At 67.5% G+C, this 21,668-nt stretch carries 25 protein-coding genes; 15 read left to right on the forward strand and 10 right to left on the reverse strand.

From position 1 onward, the window contains the following. Window positions 1-104 precede the first annotated feature (104 nt). Window positions 105-311 (forward strand): 30S ribosomal protein S21, encoded by a 207-nt coding sequence (gene rpsU, locus CLG96_RS10465; RefSeq protein ID WP_107967830.1) that lies wholly within the window; start codon window positions 105-107, stop codon window positions 309-311. 118 nt (window positions 312-429) lie between these two features. Then, window positions 430-990, forward strand: a complete 561-nt coding sequence (locus CLG96_RS10470; RefSeq protein ID WP_107968085.1) for an FKBP-type peptidyl-prolyl cis-trans isomerase — start codon at window positions 430-432, stop codon at window positions 988-990. A 199-nt stretch (window positions 991-1,189) separates the two neighbouring features. Here CLG96_RS10470 and CLG96_RS10475 read toward each other — a convergent pair whose 3' ends face one another. From CLG96_RS10475 to pyrE, 5 genes are read right to left on the reverse strand one after another with little or no spacing between them, the layout of a single operon-like run. Continuing rightward, window positions 1,190-2,260 carry an AI-2E family transporter gene (locus tag CLG96_RS10475; protein ID WP_107967831.1) on the reverse strand — a complete coding sequence of 357 codons (1,071 nt, stop codon included), beginning with the start codon at window positions 2,258-2,260 and terminating at the stop codon, window positions 1,190-1,192. Further along, entirely contained in the window at window positions 2,257-3,129 is an 873-nt protein-coding gene (lepB, locus tag CLG96_RS10480) for a signal peptidase I (protein ID WP_243395747.1), read from the reverse strand. Before lepB ends, CLG96_RS10475 begins: the two co-directional genes overlap by 4 nt. 17 nt (window positions 3,130-3,146) lie before the next feature. After that, window positions 3,147-3,563 carry a holo-ACP synthase gene (gene acpS, locus CLG96_RS10485; protein WP_107967832.1) on the reverse strand — a complete coding sequence of 139 codons (417 nt, stop codon included), beginning with the start codon at window positions 3,561-3,563 and terminating at the stop codon, window positions 3,147-3,149. Between the two features lie 28 nt (window positions 3,564-3,591). Next, complete coding sequence (locus CLG96_RS10490) at window positions 3,592-4,320, reverse strand: pyridoxine 5'-phosphate synthase (RefSeq protein WP_107968089.1); 729 nt, start codon at window positions 4,318-4,320, stop codon at window positions 3,592-3,594. Between the two features lie 10 nt (window positions 4,321-4,330). Further along, window positions 4,331-4,918, reverse strand: coding sequence for an orotate phosphoribosyltransferase (gene pyrE / locus CLG96_RS10495; protein ID WP_107968090.1), 588 nt, complete (start codon window positions 4,916-4,918; stop codon window positions 4,331-4,333). Between the two features lie 180 nt (window positions 4,919-5,098). Here pyrE and coxB point away from each other — a divergent pair, with 180 nt between their 5' ends. The 10 genes from coxB to CLG96_RS10545 all read left to right on the forward strand — a co-directional run bounded on the left by coxB (window position 5,099) and on the right by CLG96_RS10545 (window position 14,830). Beyond that, window positions 5,099-6,112 (forward strand): cytochrome c oxidase subunit II, encoded by a 1,014-nt coding sequence (coxB, locus tag CLG96_RS10500; protein ID WP_107967833.1) that lies wholly within the window; start codon window positions 5,099-5,101, stop codon window positions 6,110-6,112. 12 nt (window positions 6,113-6,124) lie between these two features. Next, a complete protein-coding gene (gene ctaD, locus CLG96_RS10505) occupies window positions 6,125-7,789 on the forward strand; it encodes a cytochrome c oxidase subunit I (RefSeq protein WP_107967834.1) in 1,665 nt (554 codons plus the stop codon). Window positions 7,790-7,838: 49 nt separating this feature from the next. Further along, window positions 7,839-8,759: a heme o synthase gene (locus tag CLG96_RS10510; protein WP_107967835.1), complete on the forward strand. Its 921-nt coding sequence runs from the start codon at window positions 7,839-7,841 to the stop codon at window positions 8,757-8,759. A 118-nt stretch (window positions 8,760-8,877) separates the two neighbouring features. Then, window positions 8,878-9,441, forward strand: coding sequence for a cytochrome c oxidase assembly protein (locus CLG96_RS10515; protein WP_107967836.1), 564 nt, complete (start codon window positions 8,878-8,880; stop codon window positions 9,439-9,441). 45 nt (window positions 9,442-9,486) lie between these two features. Next, window positions 9,487-10,305: a cytochrome c oxidase subunit 3 gene (locus CLG96_RS10520; RefSeq protein WP_107967837.1), complete on the forward strand. Its 819-nt coding sequence runs from the start codon at window positions 9,487-9,489 to the stop codon at window positions 10,303-10,305. A 31-nt stretch (window positions 10,306-10,336) separates the two neighbouring features. Further along, a complete protein-coding gene (locus CLG96_RS10525) occupies window positions 10,337-10,711 on the forward strand; it encodes a DUF983 domain-containing protein (RefSeq protein WP_107967838.1) in 375 nt (124 codons plus the stop codon). Beyond that, complete coding sequence (locus tag CLG96_RS10530; RefSeq protein WP_107967839.1) at window positions 10,708-11,298, forward strand: SURF1 family protein; 591 nt, start codon at window positions 10,708-10,710, stop codon at window positions 11,296-11,298. The genes CLG96_RS10525 and CLG96_RS10530 overlap by 4 nt, the downstream gene beginning before the upstream one ends. A gap of 42 nt (window positions 11,299-11,340) precedes the next feature. Then, window positions 11,341-12,741 carry a threonine synthase gene (gene thrC / locus CLG96_RS10535; RefSeq protein WP_107967840.1) on the forward strand — a complete coding sequence of 467 codons (1,401 nt, stop codon included), beginning with the start codon at window positions 11,341-11,343 and terminating at the stop codon, window positions 12,739-12,741. Next, a complete protein-coding gene (locus tag CLG96_RS10540; RefSeq protein WP_107967841.1) occupies window positions 12,738-13,967 on the forward strand; it encodes a M16 family metallopeptidase in 1,230 nt (409 codons plus the stop codon). Before thrC ends, CLG96_RS10540 begins: the two co-directional genes overlap by 4 nt. Continuing rightward, on the forward strand, window positions 13,964-14,830 hold the full coding sequence (locus tag CLG96_RS10545; protein WP_107967842.1) for a class I SAM-dependent methyltransferase: 867 nt from the start codon (window positions 13,964-13,966) through the stop codon (window positions 14,828-14,830). Before CLG96_RS10540 ends, CLG96_RS10545 begins: the two co-directional genes overlap by 4 nt. Window positions 14,831-14,879: 49 nt before the next feature. Here CLG96_RS10545 and CLG96_RS10550 read toward each other — a convergent pair whose 3' ends face one another. Genes CLG96_RS10550 through CLG96_RS10560 form a run of 3 tightly spaced genes read right to left on the reverse strand, consistent with a single transcriptional unit; the run spans window position 14,880 to window position 16,500 of the window. Beyond that, window positions 14,880-15,527, reverse strand: a complete 648-nt coding sequence (locus CLG96_RS10550) for a heme exporter protein CcmB (RefSeq protein ID WP_107967843.1) — start codon at window positions 15,525-15,527, stop codon at window positions 14,880-14,882. Beyond that, window positions 15,524-16,102, reverse strand: a complete 579-nt coding sequence (gene ccmA, locus CLG96_RS10555; protein WP_107967844.1) for a heme ABC exporter ATP-binding protein CcmA — start codon at window positions 16,100-16,102, stop codon at window positions 15,524-15,526. Before ccmA ends, CLG96_RS10550 begins: the two co-directional genes overlap by 4 nt. Next, entirely contained in the window at window positions 16,099-16,500 is a 402-nt protein-coding gene (locus CLG96_RS10560; protein ID WP_107967845.1) for a metallopeptidase family protein, read from the reverse strand. The genes ccmA and CLG96_RS10560 overlap by 4 nt, the downstream gene beginning before the upstream one ends. A 56-nt stretch (window positions 16,501-16,556) precedes the next feature. On the opposite strand from CLG96_RS10560, the gene CLG96_RS10565 reads away from it, so the two are divergent. The 3 genes from CLG96_RS10565 to CLG96_RS10575 are packed head-to-tail and all read left to right on the forward strand — an operon-like array spanning window position 16,557 to window position 19,107. Next, the gene (locus tag CLG96_RS10565; RefSeq protein ID WP_107967846.1) at window positions 16,557-16,850 is read left to right on the forward strand and encodes a 4a-hydroxytetrahydrobiopterin dehydratase; all 294 of its coding nucleotides are present in this window, start codon (window positions 16,557-16,559) and stop codon (window positions 16,848-16,850) included. Continuing rightward, window positions 16,847-17,599, forward strand: a complete 753-nt coding sequence (locus CLG96_RS10570) for an ATP-binding cassette domain-containing protein (RefSeq protein ID WP_107967847.1) — start codon at window positions 16,847-16,849, stop codon at window positions 17,597-17,599. Before CLG96_RS10565 ends, CLG96_RS10570 begins: the two co-directional genes overlap by 4 nt. After that, on the forward strand, window positions 17,596-19,107 hold the full coding sequence (locus tag CLG96_RS10575; protein WP_107967848.1) for an ABC transporter permease/substrate-binding protein: 1,512 nt from the start codon (window positions 17,596-17,598) through the stop codon (window positions 19,105-19,107). The genes CLG96_RS10570 and CLG96_RS10575 overlap by 4 nt, the downstream gene beginning before the upstream one ends. Before the next feature lie 18 nt (window positions 19,108-19,125). Here the strand turns inward: CLG96_RS10575 and CLG96_RS10580 are convergent, their stop codons facing one another. Both CLG96_RS10580 and CLG96_RS18755 read right to left on the reverse strand, forming a co-directional pair. Continuing rightward, on the reverse strand, window positions 19,126-21,246 hold the full coding sequence (locus CLG96_RS10580; RefSeq protein ID WP_107967849.1) for a TonB-dependent receptor: 2,121 nt from the start codon (window positions 21,244-21,246) through the stop codon (window positions 19,126-19,128). A gap of 149 nt (window positions 21,247-21,395) precedes the next feature. Further along, window positions 21,396-21,572 carry a hypothetical protein gene (locus tag CLG96_RS18755; protein ID WP_165799619.1) on the reverse strand — a complete coding sequence of 59 codons (177 nt, stop codon included), beginning with the start codon at window positions 21,570-21,572 and terminating at the stop codon, window positions 21,396-21,398. Window positions 21,573-21,668 lie beyond the last annotated feature (96 nt).

Genomic DNA, 21,668 nt, shown 5'->3' on the forward strand with positions numbered 1-21,668 from the left:
GAAATCCGGTTTTCGCGCTGCCGCACATATTTGCGCGATCCGATGGATGGGGCCCGATATGGGGTCGCCTTCTGCCGCTCGCACGACTGGAGATTGACGGGTTTATGCAGATCATCGTTCGCGACAATAATGTCGACCAGGCCCTCCGCGCACTCAAGAAGAAGCTGCAGCGTGAAGGCGTGTACCGCGAGATGAAGCTGCGCCGTCATTACGAGAAGCCCTCCGAGAAGCGCGCCCGCGAGCGCGCCGCCGCGATCCGCCGCGCGCGCAAGCTGGAGCGCAAGCGGCTGGAGCGCGACGGCGTCCGCTGAGTCCGGCACTGATCCGGCCTGAGCCGTTTTCACGGCGGGGCGCGTCCTGCGCCCCTTGCGCCATGGCCCCGGCCGGGGCAGGATGGCGGAACTGATTGATAAGCAGGAATATTCGCCGATGTCGGAAGTGACCGCCGTTCCCTTGCGTCCGATCGGCAAAGGGTCGCTCGCCACGCTCTGGATCGGCGTCGGCCTGCTCGTCGCGGCGGGCGTCGGCACGGCCTATTTCGGCACCCGTTCGCAGGTGGCGATGGCGCAGCCGGCGGCCGAGTTCCTCGCCGCCAACGGCAAGCGCTCGGGCGTCGTCACCACCGCATCGGGCCTGCAATATCAGGTGCTGAAGGAAGGCCAGGGCCCCAAGCCCAGCGCCGGCGATACCGTCCTCGTCAATTATGACGGCAAGCTGGTGAATGGCGAAGCCTTCGATTCGAGCTCGCGCCAGGGTGGGCCGGCCGTCCTTCCCGTCGGCGGCGGCATGATCCCAGGCTGGACCGAGGGGCTGCAGCTCATGAAGCAGGGCGCGAAATACCGCTTCTGGTTCCCGCCCAAGCTCGCTTATGGCGATCGCGGCGCGGGCGGCGGCGTGATCCCGCCCAATGCGGTCACCATCTTCGATGTCGAGCTGCTCGCCATCGCCCCGCCCGGAATGGGTGGCATGGGCGCCGCGCCGCAGATGTGATCCCGAAAGGGGCCGGTTTCGAACCGGCCCTTTTTTCTTGGGCGAACCTCCGGCCCTCTACCTTAATCGCATTGCCGCGCGCAGGCTGAGCTTATCGAAACCTACGCGGGCTCGTCGGGAATCTCAGCGCCCTTCGACAGCCCAGGGGTGAGCGCCGGATCGGAAAAGGCTCCGGGCGACGCCCTGGAGCCGGCAGGGATCAGGCGGCCCTGGAGCCGGCTTCTTGCGCGGCATTGCCCGAGCGTTCCTCGAGCAGGACCTTGATCATCGCGACGATCGGATCGGCCAGCGCCAGCCCCAATATGCCGAACAGCGCGCCAAACAGGAGCTGCGCGCCCAATATCAGCGCGGGCGCGAGATCGACCGAGCGCTTCGCCACCATCGGCACGATCAGATAACCGTCGACCGACTGCACGATGACATAGACGGCAATCGCCCAGAAGCCCGCCTCCGCGCTGGCAGAGAAGCCGACCAGCACGATCAGAACGCCTGACACGATCGCGCCGATATTGGGCAGGAAGGCGAGCAGGCCGGTGAGAATGCCGAGCAGCGCCGCCATCGGCACGCCGCCCAGCGCGAGGAGGATCCAGGTGCCGACGCCTTCCACCGCCATGCCGAGCAGCCGGCCCGCCATGAGCCGGCGCATCGTCCATCCGAGCTTGGCCGAGGTCTCATAAAAGGCCGCCCGCCTTTCCATCGGCAGCATCCAGGCTACGCCGCGTTCATAGAGGCGCGGCTCGATCGCAACGAAGATGCCGATCACGACGATCATGGCGAGGCTCGATATCGCGCCCAGCGCATTGCCCAGCGCCGCCGTCACCTGGCCGAGCGAGCCCAGCAGTCGCTGGCCGATCTCGCCCGCTCCCGTGCCGCGCGTGACGAGGCCGATCGACTGCGCCCAGCCGAACAGGCGGTTGAACTGGGCGGTGATGACGGTGCGCAGCGCTTCCGCCTGGCCGGCGAGCTGATAGCCCGCGAAATAGAATATCCAGACTATGAAGGCGAGAAAGGCGATGCAGATGATCGCCAGCCGCCAGCCCCGCCCGATCGGCAGGACGCGGCCGAGCAGCCGCGCGCCGCCGTCGAGCATTGTGGCGAAGACCAGCCCGCCGAGGATCAGCAGGATCGACTGGGCGAGGAACCAGGCCGCAACGATCGCCACCGCCGTGCCGAGCCAGATGATCGCCCGCTTCAGCTCACGCTGGGTGAGCGGGTCGCGAAAGTCCGCCGGGCCCGGTTCCTCTATATGGCCGCCGGGCCGCTCGTTCATTTCGCCGGGGCTCCGCTGCCGACCTTGTCGGGATGGAGGCTGCTGCCCGCGCGGCCACCACGCATCGCGGTGAACCAGCTCACCGGGTTCCACAGGTTCGACGTGCCGTCGAGCGAGAAGGTGATGAATTCGGCGCGGCCACCGAGATTTTCGACCGGCACGGGCCCGCCCAGGCCGTTGAGCTCGGCAGGCACGCGGCTGTCGGCCGACTGGTCGCGATTATCGCCCATCAGGAAGACATGGCCGGCGGGAATGGTGATTTCCGGATAATCGTCGGTCTGGCTCGGTCCAAGGTCGATCGTGTCGAAGCTCACGCCATTGGGCAGCGTCTCGCGCACGCGGGGCATGGCGCAATAGCGGCGGCCGTCCTTGTCCGTCACCTGCAGGTCCATCACGGCGGCCGAGTCGCACGGTACATTGGCGTCGATCGGGATACGCGCCGGCGCTTCGGCCACGCGCTTCACGGGCGCGCCGTTCAGGATCACCGTGCCGCCGCGCACCTCCAGCCGGTCGCCCGGCAGGCCGATGACGCGCTTGATATAGTCCGCATCCTCGAGCGGCGGCTTGACGATCACGATGTCGCCGCGCTCCGGCATCCGTCCGAACAGCCGACCCTCGATGAAGGGGAGGACGTGGAAGGAAGGCGACACATAGGACCAGCCATAGGGATATTTGGTCACGACCAGCCGGTCGCCCTTGATGAGCGTCGGCATCATCGATTCGGACGGGATGTAGAAGGGCTTGGCGATGAAGCTGTGGAAGGCGAGCACCGCCAGCACCAGCCACAATATGCCCCGCGCCTCGGCCCACCAGTCCGTGCCCGCTTTTCCTTCGGGCTTTCCCTTCTTCTCGATGCTTTTGGCGGACATGGACATCTGGCGATCGCTCACGCGATCTTCTCCTCACAGGGGCGCGCATAAAGAATGACGAACGCCTGCGCCCAGGGATGATCGTCGGTAAGCGTCAAATGTATTTCAATGGCGTGGCCCGGCGGCGTCAGCGCGTCAAGCCTCGACCGCGCGCCCCCGGTCAGCGCCAGCGTCGGCGCGCCCGACGGCGCGTTCACCACGCCGATATCCTTCATGAACACGCCGACGCGGAAACCTGTGCCGACCGCCTTGGAAAAAGCCTCCTTGGCGGCGAAGCGCTTGGCATAAGTGGCCGCGCGGGTGAGCGTCCGCCGCTCAGCCTTGGCGCGTTCGATATCGGTGAACACCCGTTCCACGAACCGCTCGCCGAAGCGGTCGAGCGAATTCTGGATGCGCTCGATATTGCACAGGTCCGATCCGATGCCGACGATCATCGCGGCCCGTTTCCCGCGCGCCGGATCGTCATCGAGCGGCGTCCATCAGCGCGCGCATCCGGCGGACGCTTTCGTCCAGGCCGGTGAAGATCGCCTCGCCGATCAGGAAATGGCCGATATTGAGCTCCGCTATTTGGGGAATGGCGGCGATCGCCGTCACATTGGCGAAGGTCAGGCCATGGCCGGCATGCGCCTCTATCCCATTTTTGGCGGCGAGAGCCGCGGCATCGGCGATGCGGCGCAGCTCCTGCGCGCGCGCCTCGCCCTCGGCATGTGCATAGGCGCCCGTGTGGAATTCCACCACCGGCGCGCCCAGCTTCAGCGCTGCCTCGATCTGGCGGGGATCGGGCTCGATGAACAGGCTGACGCGGATCCCCGCATCGCCCAGCCGGGCGACGAAGGGCGCCAGATGCGCATGCTGGCCGGCCGCGTCGAGCCCGCCTTCGGTCGTCCGCTCCTCGCGCCGCTCGGGCACGATGCAGGCGGCGTGCGGCCGGTGGCGGAGCGCGATCGCCAGCATCTCCTCGGTCGCCGCCATTTCCAGATTGAGCGGGATCGCCAGCGAATCCTCAAGCCGTGCGATATCCTCGTCAGTGATGTGGCGGCGATCCTCGCGCAGATGGGCGGTGATGCCATCGGCGCCGGCCTCGGCGGCGGCGAGCGCCGCGCGCAGCGGATCGGGATGGTCGCCGCCGCGCGCGTTGCGGATGGTGGCGACATGATCGATATTGACCCCCAGGCGGAGGTGGCGGTTCAGCAAGGTGCGTTCATCCCGCCACGACCCGGCTTCCGGGCTTTACGGCGGGAATCGCCGCCAGCTCGGGCGGAAGCGCATCCGGCTGGTAGGTCGGCACGTCGATCCGGATCAGCGGATAGAAGGGCACGCCCAGATCGGCCTTGCCGCCCGAACGATCGACCAGCGCCGCCGCCGCGATCACCTCGCCGCCCGCCGCCGTCACCGCCGCGATCGCCTCGCGCGAGGACAGGCCGGTGGTGACGACATCCTCCATCAGCAGCACCTTCTGCCCCGGATAGAGCGAAAAGCCGCGGCGCAGGCCGAAGGTGCCGTCGGGCCGCTCGACGAACATCGCGTCGAGCCCCAGCGCACGCCCCATCTCATGCCCGGCGATCACGCCGCCCATGGCGGGCGAGACGACCGCGCCGAGGCGAATTTTTACCTTGTCGGGAATCCTCCGGGCCAATTCCTCGGCCAGCCGCCCGGCGCGCGCCGGGTTCATCAGCACGCGCGCGCATTGCAGGTAACGCGGGCTGCGCAGGCCGGACGAGAGGATGAAATGGCCTTCGAGAAGCGCATCCGCGGTGCGGAATTCGGCCAGCACCTCCTCGTCGGTCATCATTCATACCCCCATTTCATCGGACATGCGCCAGATAGGCCGCTCGTGACGCGGCTTCAACCGCTTGCAATTCGGCGCGATCCGGTGTTGAGAACCCTTTGAGCTATGCCAAAAGATAATCGCGGTCCGGCCGGCCCGAATATTTGAAGGGCACCCGCCGGGGCGCTTGCGGGGGTAAGGATGACGACGCTGAAACCGATAGTGGCGATAATGGCGTTGGCAGGCGCCATTATGGCGGCCGTTCCGACGCTGGCCCAGGCGCCCGTGCCTGCTCCCGTGGTGCAGGAAGCGGCCCCGCCCGCCGCCGCTCCGGCCGCGGTGCCCGCGACTCCGGCCGCGCCCGCCTTCGCCCATGCCGCGCCCGAGGCCGGAATCGGCCAGCCGGTCCCCGGTGCCATCACGCTCCAGCCGCAGTTCACCGAGGTCGGCGCCGATGCGCGGTGGATGCACAATGCCGTGCTGATGCCGATCATCACGGTCATCTCGCTGTTCGTCCTGCTGCTGCTGCTCTATGCCGTCTTCCGCTATCGCGCCAAGGTGAACCCGCTTCCGTCCGGAACCTCGCACAACACCTTCATCGAGGTGATGTGGACGCTCGCGCCGGTGGTCATCCTGGTCGTGATCGCGGTGCCCTCGATCCAGCTCCTCGCGAAGCAATATGCCGCGCCCAGGGCGGACCTCACCGTGAAGGTGATCGGCAACCAGTGGTACTGGACCTATCAATATCCGGACAATGGCGATTTCGAGATCGTCTCCAACATGCTCAGGGAGAAGGATGAGATCCCCGCCGGCCAGCGCGCCCGCACCGACGCGGACGGCCCCCGCCTGCTCGCGGTGGACGAGCGGATGGTGGTGCCCGCCGGCGCGGTCGTGAAGCTGATCGTCACCTCGAACGATGTGATCCACAGCTTCGCCGTTCCCGCCTTCTGGGCCAAGATGGACGCGGTTCCCGGCCGCCTGAACGAGACCTGGTTCAAGGTCGATCGCCCGGGCGTCTATTATGGCCAATGCTCGGAACTGTGCGGCGCACGCCACGCTTATATGCCGATCGCCGTCGAGGTGGTGCCGCCCGCGCGTTTCGCCGCTTGGGTCGCCTCCAAGGGCGGCACGATGAAGGGCGCGGCACCCGCAGCACCCGCCGCCAACGAGACCGTTCCTGCCGCCGCCCCGGCGCAGGGCGCCACCGCGAGCTGAGGCCCCGCAGCCATGACCGACACGACCGCGACCGCCGCCCCTTTCCAGCTCTATGAGGATCATGGGCATGGGCATCATGCCGAACATCTGCCGGGCTTCTTCCAGCGCTGGTTCATGTCCACGAACCACAAGGATATCGGCATACTCTATCTGATCTTCGCGATCTTCGCCGGTATCGTCGGCGGCGCGATATCGGGCCTGATGCGCCTCGAGCTCGCCGCGCCGGGCATCCAATATCTGCCGCTCTGGGCGGGCACGGACAATTTCGACACGGCGCTCCATCTGTGGAACGTGCTCATCACCGCGCATGGCCTCATCATGGTCTTCTTCATGGTGATGCCCGCGATGGTCGGCGGCTTCGGCAATTATTTCGTGCCGATCATGATCGGCGCGCCGGACATGGCCTTTCCGCGGATGAACAATATCAGCTTCTGGCTGCTCGTCCCGGCCTTCATCCTGCTCTTGAGCTCGACCTTCGTGTCGGGCGGCACGGGGCCCGGCGCGGGCACCGGCTGGACGGTCTATGCGCCGCTCTCGACGAGCGGCTCGGCGGGGCCCGCGGTCGATCTCGGCATACTCGCGCTGCACATTGCGGGCGCGTCGTCGATCCTGGGCGCGATCAACTTCATCACCACCATCCTCAACATGCGCGCGCCGGGCATGACGCTGCACAAGATGCCGCTCTTCGCCTGGTCGATGCTCGTTACCTCCTTCCTGCTGCTGCTGGCGCTTCCGGTGCTCGCGGCGGCGATCACGATGCTGCTGACGGATCGCAATTTCGGCACGACCTTCTTCGATGCTTCGGGCGGCGGCGATCCGATCCTCTACCAGCATCTCTTCTGGTTCTTCGGCCATCCGGAAGTTTATATCATGATCCTGCCGGGCTTCGGCATGATCAGCCACATCATCGCCACCTTCAGCCGCAAGCCGGTATTCGGCTATCTCGGCATGGCCTATGCGATGGTCGCGATCGGCGTGGTCGGCTTCATCGTGTGGGCGCACCACATGTTCACGACCGGCCTCAGCGTGAACACCAAAATGTATTTCACCGCGGCGACGATGGTGATCGCGGTGCCGACCGGCATCAAGATCTTCTCCTGGATCGCAACGATGTGGGGCGGTTCGCTGTCGTTCAGGACGCCGATGGTCTGGGCGCTCGGCTTCGTGTTCATGTTCACGGTCGGCGGCGTCACGGGCGTCGTGCTCGCCAATGGCGGCATCGATAATTATGTGCACGACACTTATTATGTCATCGCGCACTTCCATTATGTTCTGTCGCTCGGCGCGGTGTTCGCGCTGTTCGCGGGTTTCTATTACTGGTTCCCGAAGATGTCGGGCAAGAATTACAGCGAATTGCTCGGCCAGCTCCATTTCTGGCTGTTCTTCGCCGGCGTGAACATGCTGTTCTTCCCGATGCATTTCCTGGGCCTGCAGGGCATGCCGCGCCGCTATCCCGATTATCCGGATGCCTATTCCTACTGGAATCATTTCGCGTCGATCGGCTATGGCGTGATGCTGCTGGGCATGCTCGTCTTCTTCGTGAACGTCATCGTCTCGCTCGTCGCCGGCCGGAAGGCCGCAGCCAATCCGTGGGGCGAGGGCGCGACGACGCTCGAATGGACGCTGCCCAGCCCGCCGCCCTTCCACCAGTTCGAACAATTGCCGAGGATCGACTAAGCTGCCCTTTCACCCCCGCCGCGGCCGGGGTGAGAGCCGCAAAAGCAAGATGAACATGGCCACCAGTCCGCTTCCCACCGCCGCCGCCGCCATGCCGGCCGAATGGCGCGACTTTCTCGCGCTCACCAAGCCCAGGGTGATGACGCTCGTCGTCTTCACCGGCCTGTGCGGCATGCTGGCCGCGCCCGCCCCGATCCATCCGGTGATCGGCTTTACCGCGATCCTTTGCATCGCGCTCGGCGCGGGGGCCTCCGGCGCGCTCAACCAATGGTATGAGGCGGATCTGGATGCGCTGATGAAGCGCACCGCCGGCCGCCCGCTTCCCGCCGGCCGGATGGAGCGCTCCTCGGCCCTCCATTTCGGCGTCGGCCTTGCGGTCTTTTCCGTTCTGCTGATGGGGCTTGCGGTCAATCTGCTGGCGGCCGCGATCCTGACGGCCTCCATCCTCTTCTACGTGCTGGTCTATACGGTGTGGCTGAAGCGCCGCACGCCGCAGAATATCGTCATCGGCGGCGCCGCGGGCGCCTTTCCGCCGCTGATCGGCTGGGCGGCGGCGACGGGCACGGTCGATCCGCTGCCGGCGCTGCTGTTCGCGCTCATCTTCTTCTGGACGCCGCCCCATTTCTGGGCGCTGTCGCTGTTCATCCGCACCGATTATGCGGCGGCGGGCGTGCCGATGCTGCCGGTCGTCGCCGGCACGCGCACGACGCGCAACCAAGTGTTCCTGTACAGCCTGCCGATGGCGGGGGTGGCGGTGGCGCCCTGGCCGCTCGGCCTTGCCGGCTATGTCTATGGCGTCGTCGCGACGGGGCTGACCGGCTTCTTCCTGCTGCTGGCGGGCCAGGTCGCGCTCAGCCGCGAGACGGATCAGGCGAAGATGCGGCCCGAACGGCGGCTGTTCGCCTTCTCGATCCTCTATCTCTTCGCCCTGTTCGGCGCGCTCGTCGTCGACAGGCTGCTCGGGCTGTGATTGAGGATCCCGATATGAAGGAGGTCCGCCGCCGCCAGCATGCGCGCGCGGTCGTCACCGCGCTGATCCTCGGCGCGCTCGTGATCCTCTTCTACGCCATTTCGATCGCGAAAATGTCATGACCGCCGCCGCCGCGCTTGCCCGGAAGAATCGTCGCATCGGGCTCGCGGCGCTGCTGATCGCACTGGCGATGCTGGGGCTCGGCTATGCCAGCGTGCCGCTCTATCGCCTCTTCTGCCAGGTGACGGGCCTCAACGGCACGACGCAGAAGGCCATCGGCGCGGAAGCGCCCGGCGCGGTGGTCGGCAAGATGCTGGACGTCCGTTTCGACGCCAATGTCGCGCCCGCGCTCGCCTGGCGCTTCCAGCCGGAAAAACATGTCGATCGCGTCGCCGTCGGCGCGCGGGAAATGGCCTTCTTCACCGCGACCAATCTTTCCGACAAGCCGATCACGGGCACGGCGAGCTTCAACGTCACGCCCGATCAGGCCGGGCAATATTTCACCAAGATCCAATGCTTCTGCTTCACCGAGCAGACGCTGCGGCCGGGCGAGACGGTGCGCATGCCTGTAATCTATTATGTCGATCCCAGGCTGCTCGACGATCCGGACGCGAAGGGCATCAGCGAGATCACCCTGTCCTACACTTTCTTCCCGGTGGATTCCGGCAAGGGCAAGGATTAAGAATTAGGCAGAACGACAAGCGGAAGAATGAGGGGAAGGGCGGACATGGCCGGAGCGAAGAGCCACGATTATCATATCCTGCCGCCGAGCCCCTGGCCGTTCATCGGCTCGATCGCGGCGCTCGTCCTGGCGGTCGGCGCGGTCATGTGGATGCACAGTCATCCCGCCGGAAGCTGGCTGTTCTTCCTCGGCCTTGCAGGCGTTCTCGGCACCATGTTCTGCTGGTGGGCCGATGTGATCCGCGAGGCCAATGCCGGCGAGCATACGCCGGTGGTGCAGCTCCATCTGCGCTACGGCATGATCCTGTTCATCGCCTCCGAGGTGATGTTCTTCGTCGGCTGGTTCTGGGCCTGGTTCGATTTCGCGCTCTTCCCCTCGACCGTCGAGGCGGTCGGCGGCGTCTGGCCGCCCAAGGGCGTCGAGGTGATCGATCCCTTCCATCTGCCGCTGCTCAACACGCTGATCCTGCTCTGCTCGGGCACCACCGTCACCTGGGCGCATCATGCGCTGCTGCATGGCGATCGCGACGGGATGCAGAAGGGCCTGTGGTGCACCATCGCGCTCGGCCTGATCTTCTCGTCGATCCAGGCCTATGAATATGCCCATGCGCCCTTCGCCTTCAAAGGGCTGAACTATGGCGCCGCCTTCTTCATGGCGACCGGCTTTCACGGCTTCCATGTGATCATCGGCACCATCTTCCTCACCGTCTGCCTGATCCGTGCCTATCGCGGCGATTTCACGCCCAAGCAGCATTTCGGCTTCGAGGCGGCGGCCTGGTACTGGCATTTCGTCGATGTCGTATGGCTGTTCCTGTTCGTCTCCATCTATGTCTGGGGTGGCTGGGGCGCGCCGGTCCACGGCTGACGCGCCCTGGTGCGCGCGGCGCGATGATTCCATGAACGATCCCGTCGCGCCCTCCCCGATCCAGGCCGGCCTCCGGGGGCTCTGCCCCCGCTGCGGCGCGCCGGGCCTGTTCCTGGGCGCTGTCCGCTTCGCGCCGCGCTGCCGTGTCTGCGGCCTCGATTTCTCAAGCTTCAATGTGGGTGACGGGCCGGCCGCCTTCCTTACACTGATCCTCGGCGCGCTGATCTCGGCGATCGCGATTCTCTTCGAGCGGACGGTCCATCCGCCTTTCTGGCTTCATCTCCTGCTCTGGGTGCCGCTCACCATCGCCGCGGTGGTCGGGGCGATGCGGCTGAGCAAGGGGGCGCTCATCGCGCTCGAATATCGCAACGCCGCGCGCGAGGGACGGATCGTCGATCGGCCATGAAGCGCATCCCCCTCATCCCCATGATCGTCGTGGCGCTGGCCGTCCTGCTGATGATCGGGCTCGGCCTCTGGCAGTTGCGTCGTGCCGAGTGGAAGGAAGGGCTGTTGGCACGCTATGCGCAGGCATCGCGCCTGCCGCCTATGGCCTGGCCCGCCGTGCCGCCGACCGACGGCAGCCTGCTCTTCCGCCGCGCGGGCGGCTTCTGCCTCCAGCCGACGGGCTGGACGGCGCGGGCGGGGCGCAACCGCGCGGGCGAATCGGGCTGGCGCCATATCGCCGCGTGCCGCACCGGGGGTGCGGAGGGACCCGGCCTCAATGTCGACATGGGCTGGTCGAAAAGCGCCGATCCGCCCAAGAGCTGGCGCGGCGGGCGGGTCACGGGCGTGATCGAATCGGATCGCGAGCATGTGATCCTGCTCGTCTCGGACCGCGCCGCGCCGGGGCTGGAGCCCTCCGCTCTGCCTTCGCCGGAGCAGATTCCCAACAATCATCGCGCCTATGCGGTGCAATGGTTCCTGTTCGCGGGTGTGGCGCTGATAATCTCCGGCCTTGCGTTCAGCCGTCGCGGCCGGGAGCCTAAGCCCTAAAAAGTTGCCGCGACCGGGCGCCGGCGCTAAGCCGCCGCCACCATGCGCTACATCAGCACGAGGGGGCAGGCCCCCACGCTCGACTTTGAAGACGTCACCCTGACGGGGCTTGCCGCGGACGGAGGGCTCTATGTGCCCGAAGTCTGGCCCAGCTTCACGGCGGAAGACATCCGCGCGCTCGCCGGTCTCTCCTATGTCGATACGGCGGTCGCGGTGATGCGGCCCTTCGTCGCGGGATCGCTCTCGGATGAGGAACTGCGCGATCTTTGCGAGGCCGCTTATGGTCGCTTCAGCCATGCCGCGGTCACGCCGCTCGTCCAGCTCGACGCGCGCCATTTCCTGCTCGAGCTGTTCCATGGGCCGACGCTCGCCTTCAAGGATGTGGCGCTGCAACTGCTCGGTCTGCTGTTCGAGCGCTTCCTTAAATGTCGCGACACGCATCTGACGGTGATCGGCGCCACCAGTGGCGACACCGGATCGGCTGCGATCGACGCGCTGGCCGGCCGCGAGAAGGTCGACATCTTCATGCTCCACCCGCTCGGTCGTGTGTCCGACGTGCAGCGGCGGCAGATGACGACCGTGCTCGCGCCCAACGTCCATAATATCGCGATCGAGGGCAGCTTCGATGATGCGCAGGCGCTGGTGAAGGCGGCCTTCGCCGATCGCGAATTTACGCAACGCTATACGTTGTCGGCGGTCAATTCGATCAACTGGGCGCGGCTGATGGCTCAGATCGTCTATTATTTCTACGCTGCCGTCCGGCTCGGCGCGCCCGATCGGGCGGTCGCCTTCTCCGTGCCGACGGGCAATTTCGGCGATGTGTTCGCGGGCTATGTCGCCGCGCGCATGGGCCTGCCGGTCGCCCGGCTGATCGTCGCCACCAACGTCAACGACATCCTCCATCGCGCGCTTTCGGCGGGCGACTATTCGACGGGTATCGTGACGCCGACCGCCGCCCCCTCGATGGACATTCAGGTGAGCTCCAATTTCGAGCGGCTGCTGTTCGATCTTCACGGCCGCGATGGCGCCGCGCTGGCCGAGGCGATGCGCGGCTTCGAGGCGACCCGCGCGCTCGCCATTCCCGCCGCCATGCGCCAGGAGGCGGCCGCGATCTTCGACAGCGCGCGCATCGATGCGGACGGCATGGCGCTGGCGATGCGCTGGGCCTGCCAGGAAGCGGGCGAGATCATCGATCCGCATACGGCGATCGGCCTGGCTGCTGCGCGCAGCGCCGATCTGCCGCGCGAGATTCCGGTGGTGACGCTGGCGACGGCGCATCCGGCGAAGTTCAGCGATGCGGTGGAACGCGCCACCGGGCAGCGGCCTTCGCTTCCGGCACGTGTCGGCGGCCTGTTCGAGCGCGAGGAGCGCTACACCACGCTGCCGGCGACGCTGGAGGCGATCAAGGCCCATGTCGCGGAGCGGAGCGTGGCACCGGCATGACCGCGCGCCTCCACCGGCTGGCGAACGGCATCACCATCGCCGTCGAGCCGATGACGGGGGTCGAGACGCTCGCGGTCGGCCTCTATGCCGATGTCGGCGCGCGGTCCGAGCCGGCGGGGCTCGCCGGCCTTGCCCATATGGTCGAGCATATGGTGTTCAAGGGCGCGGGCACGCGCGATGCGCGCGCCATCGCCGAGACGATCGAGGATGCCGGCGGCTCGCTCAACGCCTGGACGGCGCGCGACCATACCGTCTTTCACGCGCGCATGCTGGCGGAGGATCTGCCGCTCGGGCTCGAGGTGATCGCCGATCTCGTCCGCGCGCCGCATTTCGACGCGGACGAGCTGGAGCGCGAGAAGGGCGTCGTGCTGGCCGAGCTGGGCGAGGCGCGCGATACGCCCGACGACATCATCTTCGATCATCTCCAGGCCGCCGCCTTCCCCGATCAGCCGCTCGGTCTTCCCGTGCTGGGCACGGAGGAGAGCATCGCCGCGATCGACGCGGAGGCGCTGGGCGAGTGGCTCAGGACGCAATATCACCCCGATGCGCTGGTGATCGCCGCCGCAGGCAAGGTGGACGAGGATCAGCTCCTCAAGCTAGCCGAGGCGCGCTTCGGCGACATGGCGGCGGGTGCCCCACCGCCGCATGCCTCGGCCGTCTTCGCGGGCGGCGCGCATCATGACCGGCGCCGCTTCGACCAGCTTCATGTGGCGCTCGCGCATCCCGGCGTGGGGCAGGCGCATCGCGATCTTCATGCCCTGTCGCTCTTCGCCAGCGCGGCGGGTGGGGGCATGTCCTCGCGTCTGTTCCAGCAGGTGCGCGAGCAGCGCGGGCTTGCCTATTCCATCTATGCCTGGACGCAGCCTTATGCCGAAACCGGGCTGTTCGGCGTCTATTGCGCCGCCACGCGCGCGCAGGCGGGAGAAGCGCTGGCGCTTGCCCGCCGCATCCTCGCCGAGACGGCCGAGACGCTCGATGAGGCGGAGCTGGCGCGCGCCAAGGCGCAGGCCAAGGCGGGGCTGCTGATGGGGCTGGAGGCGGTCGGATCGCGCTGCGACCATCTTGCGCGCCAGATCCAGGTCCATGGCCGCATCGTGCCCGTGGCCGAGACGGTGGCGGCGATCGAATCGGTCACGGTCGCCCATGCGCGCGCCGCCGGGGCCGCGGCGCTGGCGGGCGGCGAGGCGCTGGCGACGGTGGGCGGAAGGCTCGCGAAGGTCGCATGAACCTCCTCACGCTCGTTGCCGAACCCTGGGCCGATTATGGGCTGGTCGATTCGGGCCATGGCCGCAAGCTGGAGCGCTATGGCCGTTTCCGCTTCATCCGTCCCGAACCGCAGGCGATGTGGGCGCCGGCCGATCCCAACTGGTCGGCCGATGGCGATTTCATCGCGGCTTCGGACGATGAAGGCGGCGGCAAATGGCATTTGTCGCGCGATGTGCCGCGCGGCGGCTGGCCATTGAAATGGGAGGATGTGCGCTTCACGGCGATGTGCACGCCTTTCCGCCATCTCGCTTTCTTCCCCGACATGGCGCCGCAATGGGCCTGGATGCGCGAGCGCACGGGGGAGGGTGATCAGGTCCTCAACCTGTTCGGCTATACCGGCGTCGGCACCTTGGCGCTTGCGGCCAAGGGCGCCGAGATGGTGCATGTCGATGCGTCCAAGAAATCGGTCGAGGGCGGCCGCGCCAATGCGCTGCTCGCCGATCTCGCGGACCGGCCGATCCGCTGGATTATCGACGATGCCGCCAAATTCGCGGCGCGCGAGGTGCGGCGCGGGCGGCGCTATGACGGCATCTTTCTCGATCCGCCCAAATTCGGGCGCGGGCCGACGGGCGAGGTGTGGCGGTTGGAGGAAAGCCTGCCTAGCCTGATCGCCGATTGCCGCAAGCTGCTCGACGAACGCTCCAAATTCCTCGTGCTGACGGTCTATGCGGTCCGCATGTCGGCGCTGGCGATCGGCGAGCTTTTGAATCAGGCGATGGCCGGGCTCGGCGGTCGGGTCGAGGTCGGCGAGATGGCGGTGCGCGAGGAAGCGCGCGGCCTCCTCCTCCCCACCGCCATTTTCGCCCGCTGGGTGCGGGACTAGGGCCTTTTCCAAATCAGCCGCGTTCAGGCTGAGCGCGGTCGGGTGGCGATTAATCCCGCCCCGCCCGCAGCGCGGCGCCCGCCGCGAAGGGCGCACCCGCGAGCAGCAGCAGCGAGCTTGCGGCGAGCAGCTTGAGCGCGCCATGGCCCTGAACGCCGAGCCCGCCCGCGCCGAAGATGAGGAGCGGCACGGCGAGCGGCAGCATCACCAGCCCTGCCAGCGCACCCGCGCCGCGCAGGCCCGCCGTCAGCGCGCTGGTCGCGACCGCGAGCGCGGCCAGCCCCGGCGTGCCGAGCGCGAGCCCCGCTTCGAGTCGCATGACCGTCGCTCCGTCGAGCTTGAGCAATGCTGCCGCCGGCAGCGCCGCCAGCATCAGCGGCGGGCCGAAGCCCAGCCAATGGGCGAGGATCTTGGCGCCCGCCACCGCCTCGTCGCTGATCCCGCGCACCACATATTGATCGAGAATCCCCGCGCGCGCGTCCGGCTCGATCAGCCGGTCGACGGGCAGAAGTGCTGCCAGCAGCGCCGCCATCCACAAGGCGCCGCCGCCCACCCGGCCGAGCAGCGCCGCGTCCGGCCCCACCGCGAAGGGGAAGAGCGTCGCCACCAGCAGGAAGAAGATCAGCGGCATCATCGCCCCGCCGCCGGCGAAGCTCAGCGCCAGATCGCGCCGCACGATCAGTGCGAGCGCCCTCACAGCGCCAGCTCCTGCGGATCATCCAGCCCGAGCGGCTGATGGCTCGCGGCAAGCACGATGCCACCCTCCGCCCGGTGCGCCGTCATCGCAGCGGCGAGCCGGTCGAGCGAGGCCGTATCGAGCCCGTTGGCGGGCTCGTCGAGCAGCCAGATCGCTGCCTTGCCCGCGATCACCCGTGCCAGGGCCGCGCGCCTGCGCTGCCCGGTGGAAAGCATCCTGACGGGCACCTGATCGAGCGGCCCAAGCCCCATTGCCTCCAGCCCCCGGTCGACATCGTTCCGGCCGCGCCCATCGATCCGCGCCCAAAAATGGAGCGCGTCCGCCAGCGGCAGCCGTTCGTCCAGCGCCGCCGCCTCGCTTGTGAAGGCCATGTCGCCCGATCGCACCACCCGGCCGGCGGCGGGCGCAAGCAGGCCGCCTGCGATCCTGAGCAGGCTCGATTTGCCCGCGCCGTTCGGCCCCCGGATCATCAGCGCGGCGCCGGGCCCGAGCGCGAAGCTCAGATCCTCGAACAGCAGCCGGTTCCCGCGCAGGCAGGATATGGCCTCGAAGCTCAGCCCCGCCGGGCTCCTCATCCGGCGGCCTGCTCCAGCGCGTGCATGTCCGCGTCCGAAAGGCCGAAATGATGGCCCACTTCATGGATCAGCACATGGGCGACCAGCGCCTCCAGGCTGACGCCCGTCTCCACCCATTCGTCGAGCAGCGCGCGGCGATAGAGATGGATCATGTCCGGCAAGGCACCCGATTCGGTGATGGATTTCTCGCCGATCGGCCGGCCCGTATAGAGGCCGGAAAGCTCGAACGGATTGTCGATGCCGAGCTCGGCCAGCGTCTCCTCATCCGCGAAATCCTCGACGCGCAGGACCACAGTGTCGAGATAGCGGCGGAACTGCTGGGGCAGCCGCGCGATCGCGTCGCGTGCCAGCGCCTCGATCCGGTCCGCGTCGGGCGCGAAGGTTTGACCTGTCGTCATGGCCAAGCGACATAAGCGGGGATGCCGCGTCGCGCCAGCATGAGGGAGAGGATGGAATGACGATCGAGCCGCTGGACGAGGCCGAACGGGCCGACGCGCTGGATGGCCTGCCCGACTGGGATTTTGACGAGGCGCGCGACGCGATCACGCGCCGCTTCACCTTCGCCGATTTTTCGGAAGCCTTCGCCTTCATGACGCGCGTGGCGCTGCTGGCGGAGAAGGCGGATCATCATCCCGAATGGACAAATGTCTGGAACCGGGTGGATATCATGCTGACGACGCATGAGGCGGGCGGCCTTTCGTCGCGCGACATCAGCATGGCGCAGGCGATCGACGCGCTGATCGAATGAGTGGCCCGGCGGTCAGCCTGGATGCCGTCACCCGGCGCTTCGGCGGTCAGGCTGCGGTGGACGGCGTGTCGCTGGAGATCGCCGCCGGCAGTTTCGTTGCGTTGGTCGGTGCGTCGGGATCGGGCAAGTCGACGCTGCTGCGCATGATCAACCGGCTGGTCGAGCCCGACAGCGGCACCGTCCGCATCGCGGGACGGGATATTTCCGCTGCCGATCCCGCCATGCTGCGCCGGGGCATCGGCTATGTCTTCCAGAATATCGGCCTCTTCCCGCATATGAGCGTGGCCGAGAATGTCGCGATCATCCCGCGCATCGGCGGGAAGGACGACGCGGATGTGGCGGCGCTGCTCGATCTGGTCGGCCTGCCGGTAGACTATGCCATGCGCCGTCCGCATGCGCTTTCGGGAGGCGAGCAGCAGCGCGTCGGCGTGGCGCGCGCGCTTGCCGGGCAGCCGGGGCTGATGCTGATGGACGAGCCGTTCGGCGCGCTCGATCCGCTGACGCGCGACCGGATCGGTGCTTCCATGCGCGCGCTGCACGAGCGGCTGGGCCTCACCACGATCCTGGTGACGCATGACATGGCCGAAGCGCTGCTGCTCGCGGATCGCGTGCTGGTGATGGCGCGGGGGCAGATTGTGGCCGATGCCAGTCCGCGCGCGATGCTGTCGGGCGAGGCGGGGGCGGAGGCTGCCGAACTCGTCGCCGTGCCCCGGCGGCAGACGGATCGGCTGCGGGCGCTGGGGGCATGATCGCGGCGCTGGTTGCGCTCCCGCCGTTGGTGGCGAGCCATCTCCTGCTGTCCGGCGCGGCGCTGGGCCTCGCATTGCTCGTCGGATTGCCGCTCGGCGTCGCGGCGTCGCGGCGGCCGCACCTGGGCCGTGTCGCGCTTGGTGCGGCGAGCCTGATCCAGACGATACCCGGCCTCGCGCTGCTGGCGCTCTTCTACCCGCTGCTGCTCGCGCTCTCGTCGCTGGTGGGCGGCGCCATCCCCGCGCTGGGCTTCCTGCCCTCGCTGCTGGCGCTCGCCCTCTATGCGCTGCTGCCGATATTGCGCAACATGGTCGCGGGGCTGCGCAGCATTGATCCGGCAGTGCTGGAGGCGGCCGATGGCGTGGGCATGACGCTTCGCCAGCGTCTGTGGCTGGTCGAGGCGCCGCTCGCCGCACCCGTGATGATGGCGGGCATCCGCACTGCTGCCGTCTGGACGATCGGCGCTGCGACGCTTTCGACCACGGTCGGCCAGCCGAGCCTCGGCAATCCCATATTCGCCGGGCTCCAGACGGAAAATTGGGTGCTGGTGCTCGCCGGCTGCATCGCGGCGGCGGGGCTGGCGCTTGCGGTCGATGCCCTGCTCGCGCTGGTCGAATCGGGTATCGCCAGGGGCAGGCGCGGTCGGATCGTGGCAGGGCTGGCGCCGCTGCTCCTCGCGCTCGGCGGCGCGCTTGCCTTTACGCTCGCGCCCGCGCGGGAGAGCGTCACTGTCGGCGCCAAGAATTTCTCCGAACAATATATATTGGCCCGGCTGATCGCCGATCGGCTGGAACGCGCCGGCTATGCGGTCCGCTATCGCGAGGGGCTGGGATCGGCGGTTGCCTTCCGCGCGCTCGCGGGCGGGGATATCGACGTCTATGTCGATTATTCGGGCACGCTTTGGACGGGGCCGATGGGCCGCAGCGATGTCGTCCCGCATGGGCTCATGAATGCCGAAATTGCGCGCTGGATGGCCGCCGGGCCGGGGACGGGGCTGGTGGGTTCGCTCGGCTTCGAAAATGCCTATGTGCTGGCGATGCGGCGCGATGCGGCGGCGCGGCTCGGCATCGCATCGATCGGCGATCTGGCGCGTGCCGCGCCCCGGCTGCTGCTGGGCGCGGATCTCGAATTTCTCGATCGTCCCGAATGGGCGGGCATCCGCCGCGCCTATGAGCTGAATTTTCGGGAGACCCGCGCCTACAGCCCCACCTTCATGTATCGCGCGCTGCGGTCGGGGCAGGCGGACGTGATCTCGGCTTTCTCCTCGGACGGGCGGATCGCCGCCGACAGGCTCACCGTGCTGGCCGATCCGAAAGGAGCGGTGCCCGCCTATGACGCGCTGCTGCTCGTCTCCCCGCGCCGCGCACGCGACGCGCGTTTCGTGGGGGCGCTCAAGCCCCTGGTCGGGTCGATCCCGGTCGATCGGATGCGCGAAGCCAATTACATGGTCGATCGCGATCGGGACAAGGCGACGCCGGAGGCGGCAGCGCGCTGGCTTGCGCGCTGACGCTTCCCGTCAGTCCTCCTAGAAGGCGAAACGCGCCGTCACGCGCAGGTCGCGACCGGCGAGCGGGGCATGGTCCTTCAGAAAGCTCGCATGGCGGCGGGCCACCACGTCGAAGATATTGTTCGCCGAGAGGATCAGGCTGCTGCCATTGTTCGGGCCGAAGGGCTTGAGCGAGACGGAGGCGTTCACCATCGTATAGCCGCCCGTCGGCGTTTCGAAGCTGGTGACGCGATCCTGCTCGAAGACATGCTCGAGCTCGATCCGGCCCTGCGCCATGTCGCCCTGCGCCTCGATCCCGCCCAGCAGGCGCAGCGGCGGGATGCGCGGCGCGGGGCCGACCGAGTTGATCTTCGCATGGACATAATCGGCCACGCCGTCGAGATTGATCGCATAGCCGCCGATCTGCGCCACGCGCGCCGAAGCCTCCGCCTCGAAGCCATAATAGCGCGCATCGGCCTGATTATATTGGAAGCAGGGCAGGTCGATCTCGCGGCCGGGCGCCACCGCCGCCTCGCACACTGCCTGCGGCATCTGGGCATCGTAAATATAGTCGCTGAACCAGCTATGATAGCCGGAAAGGGCGAGATTATAGCCGTCGCCGGCGAACCGCAGCGTGCCTTCCACGCCCCAGCTCTTTTCCTTGGAAAAGCCGGGATTGCCGAGTTCGAACGACTGGGTGCCGGCATGCGGGCCATTGGCGAACAGCTCCTCCGCGGACGGCGCGCGTTCGGTGCGCGAGACGTTGAGGCCGAGGCGCAGGCCCGGCGCCACCGCCAGGCTTGCGCCCGCCGATCCCGAAAAGGCGTCGAAGCTGCGGCTGATATCCGGATTGCCGATCTGCTCGCTGGCGTCGGCGGAAACCTTGCTATGCTCGTAACGCCCGCCAAGCTCCGCCCTCAGCGCGCCGATGTCGAAGCTCTGCAGCGTGAACAGGCCAGCCTGAAGCGTCTCGTTGCGCGGCACGAAGGCTTCCTCGCCGATCACGTCGAAATCACGGATGAAGAGCTGCCCGCCGAACGCGCCGCGCCAGCCGCCGCGCTCGGCCTGGACGAATTCCAGCCGGCTCTCGATCGACTTGTTGAAGAAGGTGGTGCCGACCGCGCCGTCCTCCTCCAGCTCGCTATGCTGGTAATCGGCGAAGCCCGCGCGCAGGCGGATGCGGTCGAGAAGGCCGCCGCCCGTCTCCACCTCGCCGCGCAGGTCGGCGCGCGTCTGCTTCACGTCGATGCGCACCGCCTCGGCCTCCGCGCCCGGCTCGAGCGAGTAGCGGATGGGCACGGCGTAAAGGCTGTCATAGCGGCTGACCGAGAAACCCAGATTGCCGCCTTCGGTGATGAGCGCCGCGCCACCGGCCACTTCCCAGGTGCGCGCGCTGCTGTTGGGCAGCTTGCCCTTGAGGTCGGCGAGCGCCGCAATCTCCGGATCGTCGCTCGCCGCCGCCTCCGCGCGGAGCGCGGGCGAAAGGATATGGCCGCCCGTCTCGAGATCGCCCGTCTTGGAATAGCTGCCATCGGCATGGAGCACGATCTTGTCGCCGACCGGCACCTGTATCGCGCCGCTGCCCGATCGTTCGTTCGCCGCCGAGCCATAGCTTCCGATCGCGTCGATATGGATCGGCTCGTCGGGCACATGCGTCGGGATGCGGCTGTCGATCACATTGACGACGCCGCCGATCGCGGAGGAGCCATAGAGCAGCGAGGCCGGTCCGCGCAGAACCTCGATCCGGTCGGACGTCAGCGGATTGATGACGACCGCATGATCGACTGAGGTGTTGGACGCGTCGAAGCTGCCGATGCCGTCGGTGAGGATGCGCACGCGCTCGCCCTGGAAGCCGCGCAATATCGGGCGCGAGGCGTTGGGGCCGAAGGAGGTGGCGGAAACGCCGGGCAGCTTCGCCAGCGTCTCGCCGATCGTGGGCCGGATGGTACGCGTCAGCGCCTCGCCCGTCAGCACCGACGTGCCCGACAATATGTCCGCCACATTGCGCGCGAAGGGGGCTGCGGTGACGACGATGTCCTGCGGCGGCGCGGCATGATAGTCGCCCGTGCCGGCTGCCTGCTGCTGCTGCTGCTGGGCGAAGGTGGGGCTGGCAAGCGCAGCGAGTGCGACGCCGGCGGCGAAAAAGCAGGTTGATTTCATCGACTAGGCCTCCCGAACCTGTTCATCCGGGGCCTAAAAGGAATGTTACATCATCACAAGATCAAAATCCGTAAACTCCGCCCTGTCGCGCCAGCCGTTGCCGCAATGCAACGAAAAGGGGCGCACGGCGGCCGTCGCCCGGCGGGCGATCAGCGTTCCTGTTCCGCCTCGATCGCCTTTCCGGTCAGCACGGTGATCCTCTCACGATAGCTCGATGCCAAGGTGAGATGGATGTGGCGCACGGCGGGATCGGTCGCCACTTCGGCGAGCCTTTTCTCCGCCCGTTCGCGCGCGGCGAAATAGATATGGTCCTCATGGCCGGTCATCGGGCCTCTCCTGCTCAGCAAGCGGGAGCATGATCGTCTCTCGGCCGTCGCTGCTTGCGGAAAAGGCGGGCCCCGGCGACGGTAGCCATTCATAGC

Origin of the sequence: Sphingomonas oleivorans (assembly GCF_003050615.1) — a bacterium.
GTDB classification, from domain to species: domain Bacteria; phylum Pseudomonadota; class Alphaproteobacteria; order Sphingomonadales; family Sphingomonadaceae; genus Sphingomonas_H; species Sphingomonas_H oleivorans.

Excerpts from the sequence above, each read along its gene's own strand:
- rpsU (WP_107967830.1), top strand. The coding sequence starts at position 105 with ATGCAGATCATCGTTCGCGACAATAATGTCGACCAGGCCCTCCGCGCA.
- CLG96_RS10470 (WP_107968085.1), top strand. The coding sequence starts at position 430 with ATGTCGGAAGTGACCGCCGTTCCCTTGCGTCCGATCGGCAAAGGGTCG.
- CLG96_RS10475 (WP_107967831.1), bottom strand. The coding sequence starts at position 2,260 with ATGAACGAGCGGCCCGGCGGCCATATAGAGGAACCGGGCCCGGCGGAC.
- lepB (WP_243395747.1), bottom strand. The coding sequence starts at position 3,129 with ATGTCCGCCAAAAGCATCGAGAAGAAGGGAAAGCCCGAAGGAAAAGCG.
- acpS (WP_107967832.1), bottom strand. The coding sequence starts at position 3,563 with ATGATCGTCGGCATCGGATCGGACCTGTGCAATATCGAGCGCATCCAG.
- pyrE (WP_107968090.1), bottom strand. The coding sequence starts at position 4,918 with ATGACCGACGAGGAGGTGCTGGCCGAATTCCGCACCGCGGATGCGCTT.
- coxB (WP_107967833.1), top strand. The coding sequence starts at position 5,099 with ATGACGACGCTGAAACCGATAGTGGCGATAATGGCGTTGGCAGGCGCC.
- ctaD (WP_107967834.1), top strand. The coding sequence starts at position 6,125 with ATGACCGACACGACCGCGACCGCCGCCCCTTTCCAGCTCTATGAGGAT.
- CLG96_RS10510 (WP_107967835.1), top strand. The coding sequence starts at position 7,839 with ATGAACATGGCCACCAGTCCGCTTCCCACCGCCGCCGCCGCCATGCCG.
- CLG96_RS10515 (WP_107967836.1), top strand. The coding sequence starts at position 8,878 with ATGACCGCCGCCGCCGCGCTTGCCCGGAAGAATCGTCGCATCGGGCTC.
- CLG96_RS10520 (WP_107967837.1), top strand. The coding sequence starts at position 9,487 with ATGGCCGGAGCGAAGAGCCACGATTATCATATCCTGCCGCCGAGCCCC.
- CLG96_RS10525 (WP_107967838.1), top strand. The coding sequence starts at position 10,337 with ATGAACGATCCCGTCGCGCCCTCCCCGATCCAGGCCGGCCTCCGGGGG.
- CLG96_RS10530 (WP_107967839.1), top strand. The coding sequence starts at position 10,708 with ATGAAGCGCATCCCCCTCATCCCCATGATCGTCGTGGCGCTGGCCGTC.
- thrC (WP_107967840.1), top strand. The coding sequence starts at position 11,341 with ATGCGCTACATCAGCACGAGGGGGCAGGCCCCCACGCTCGACTTTGAA.
- CLG96_RS10540 (WP_107967841.1), top strand. The coding sequence starts at position 12,738 with ATGACCGCGCGCCTCCACCGGCTGGCGAACGGCATCACCATCGCCGTC.
- CLG96_RS10545 (WP_107967842.1), top strand. The coding sequence starts at position 13,964 with ATGAACCTCCTCACGCTCGTTGCCGAACCCTGGGCCGATTATGGGCTG.
- ccmA (WP_107967844.1), bottom strand. The coding sequence starts at position 16,102 with ATGAGGAGCCCGGCGGGGCTGAGCTTCGAGGCCATATCCTGCCTGCGC.
- CLG96_RS10560 (WP_107967845.1), bottom strand. The coding sequence starts at position 16,500 with ATGACGACAGGTCAAACCTTCGCGCCCGACGCGGACCGGATCGAGGCG.
- CLG96_RS10565 (WP_107967846.1), top strand. The coding sequence starts at position 16,557 with ATGACGATCGAGCCGCTGGACGAGGCCGAACGGGCCGACGCGCTGGAT.
- CLG96_RS10570 (WP_107967847.1), top strand. The coding sequence starts at position 16,847 with ATGAGTGGCCCGGCGGTCAGCCTGGATGCCGTCACCCGGCGCTTCGGC.
- CLG96_RS10575 (WP_107967848.1), top strand. The coding sequence starts at position 17,596 with ATGATCGCGGCGCTGGTTGCGCTCCCGCCGTTGGTGGCGAGCCATCTC.
- CLG96_RS10580 (WP_107967849.1), bottom strand. The coding sequence starts at position 21,246 with ATGAAATCAACCTGCTTTTTCGCCGCCGGCGTCGCACTCGCTGCGCTT.
- CLG96_RS18755 (WP_165799619.1), bottom strand. The coding sequence starts at position 21,572 with ATGACCGGCCATGAGGACCATATCTATTTCGCCGCGCGCGAACGGGCG.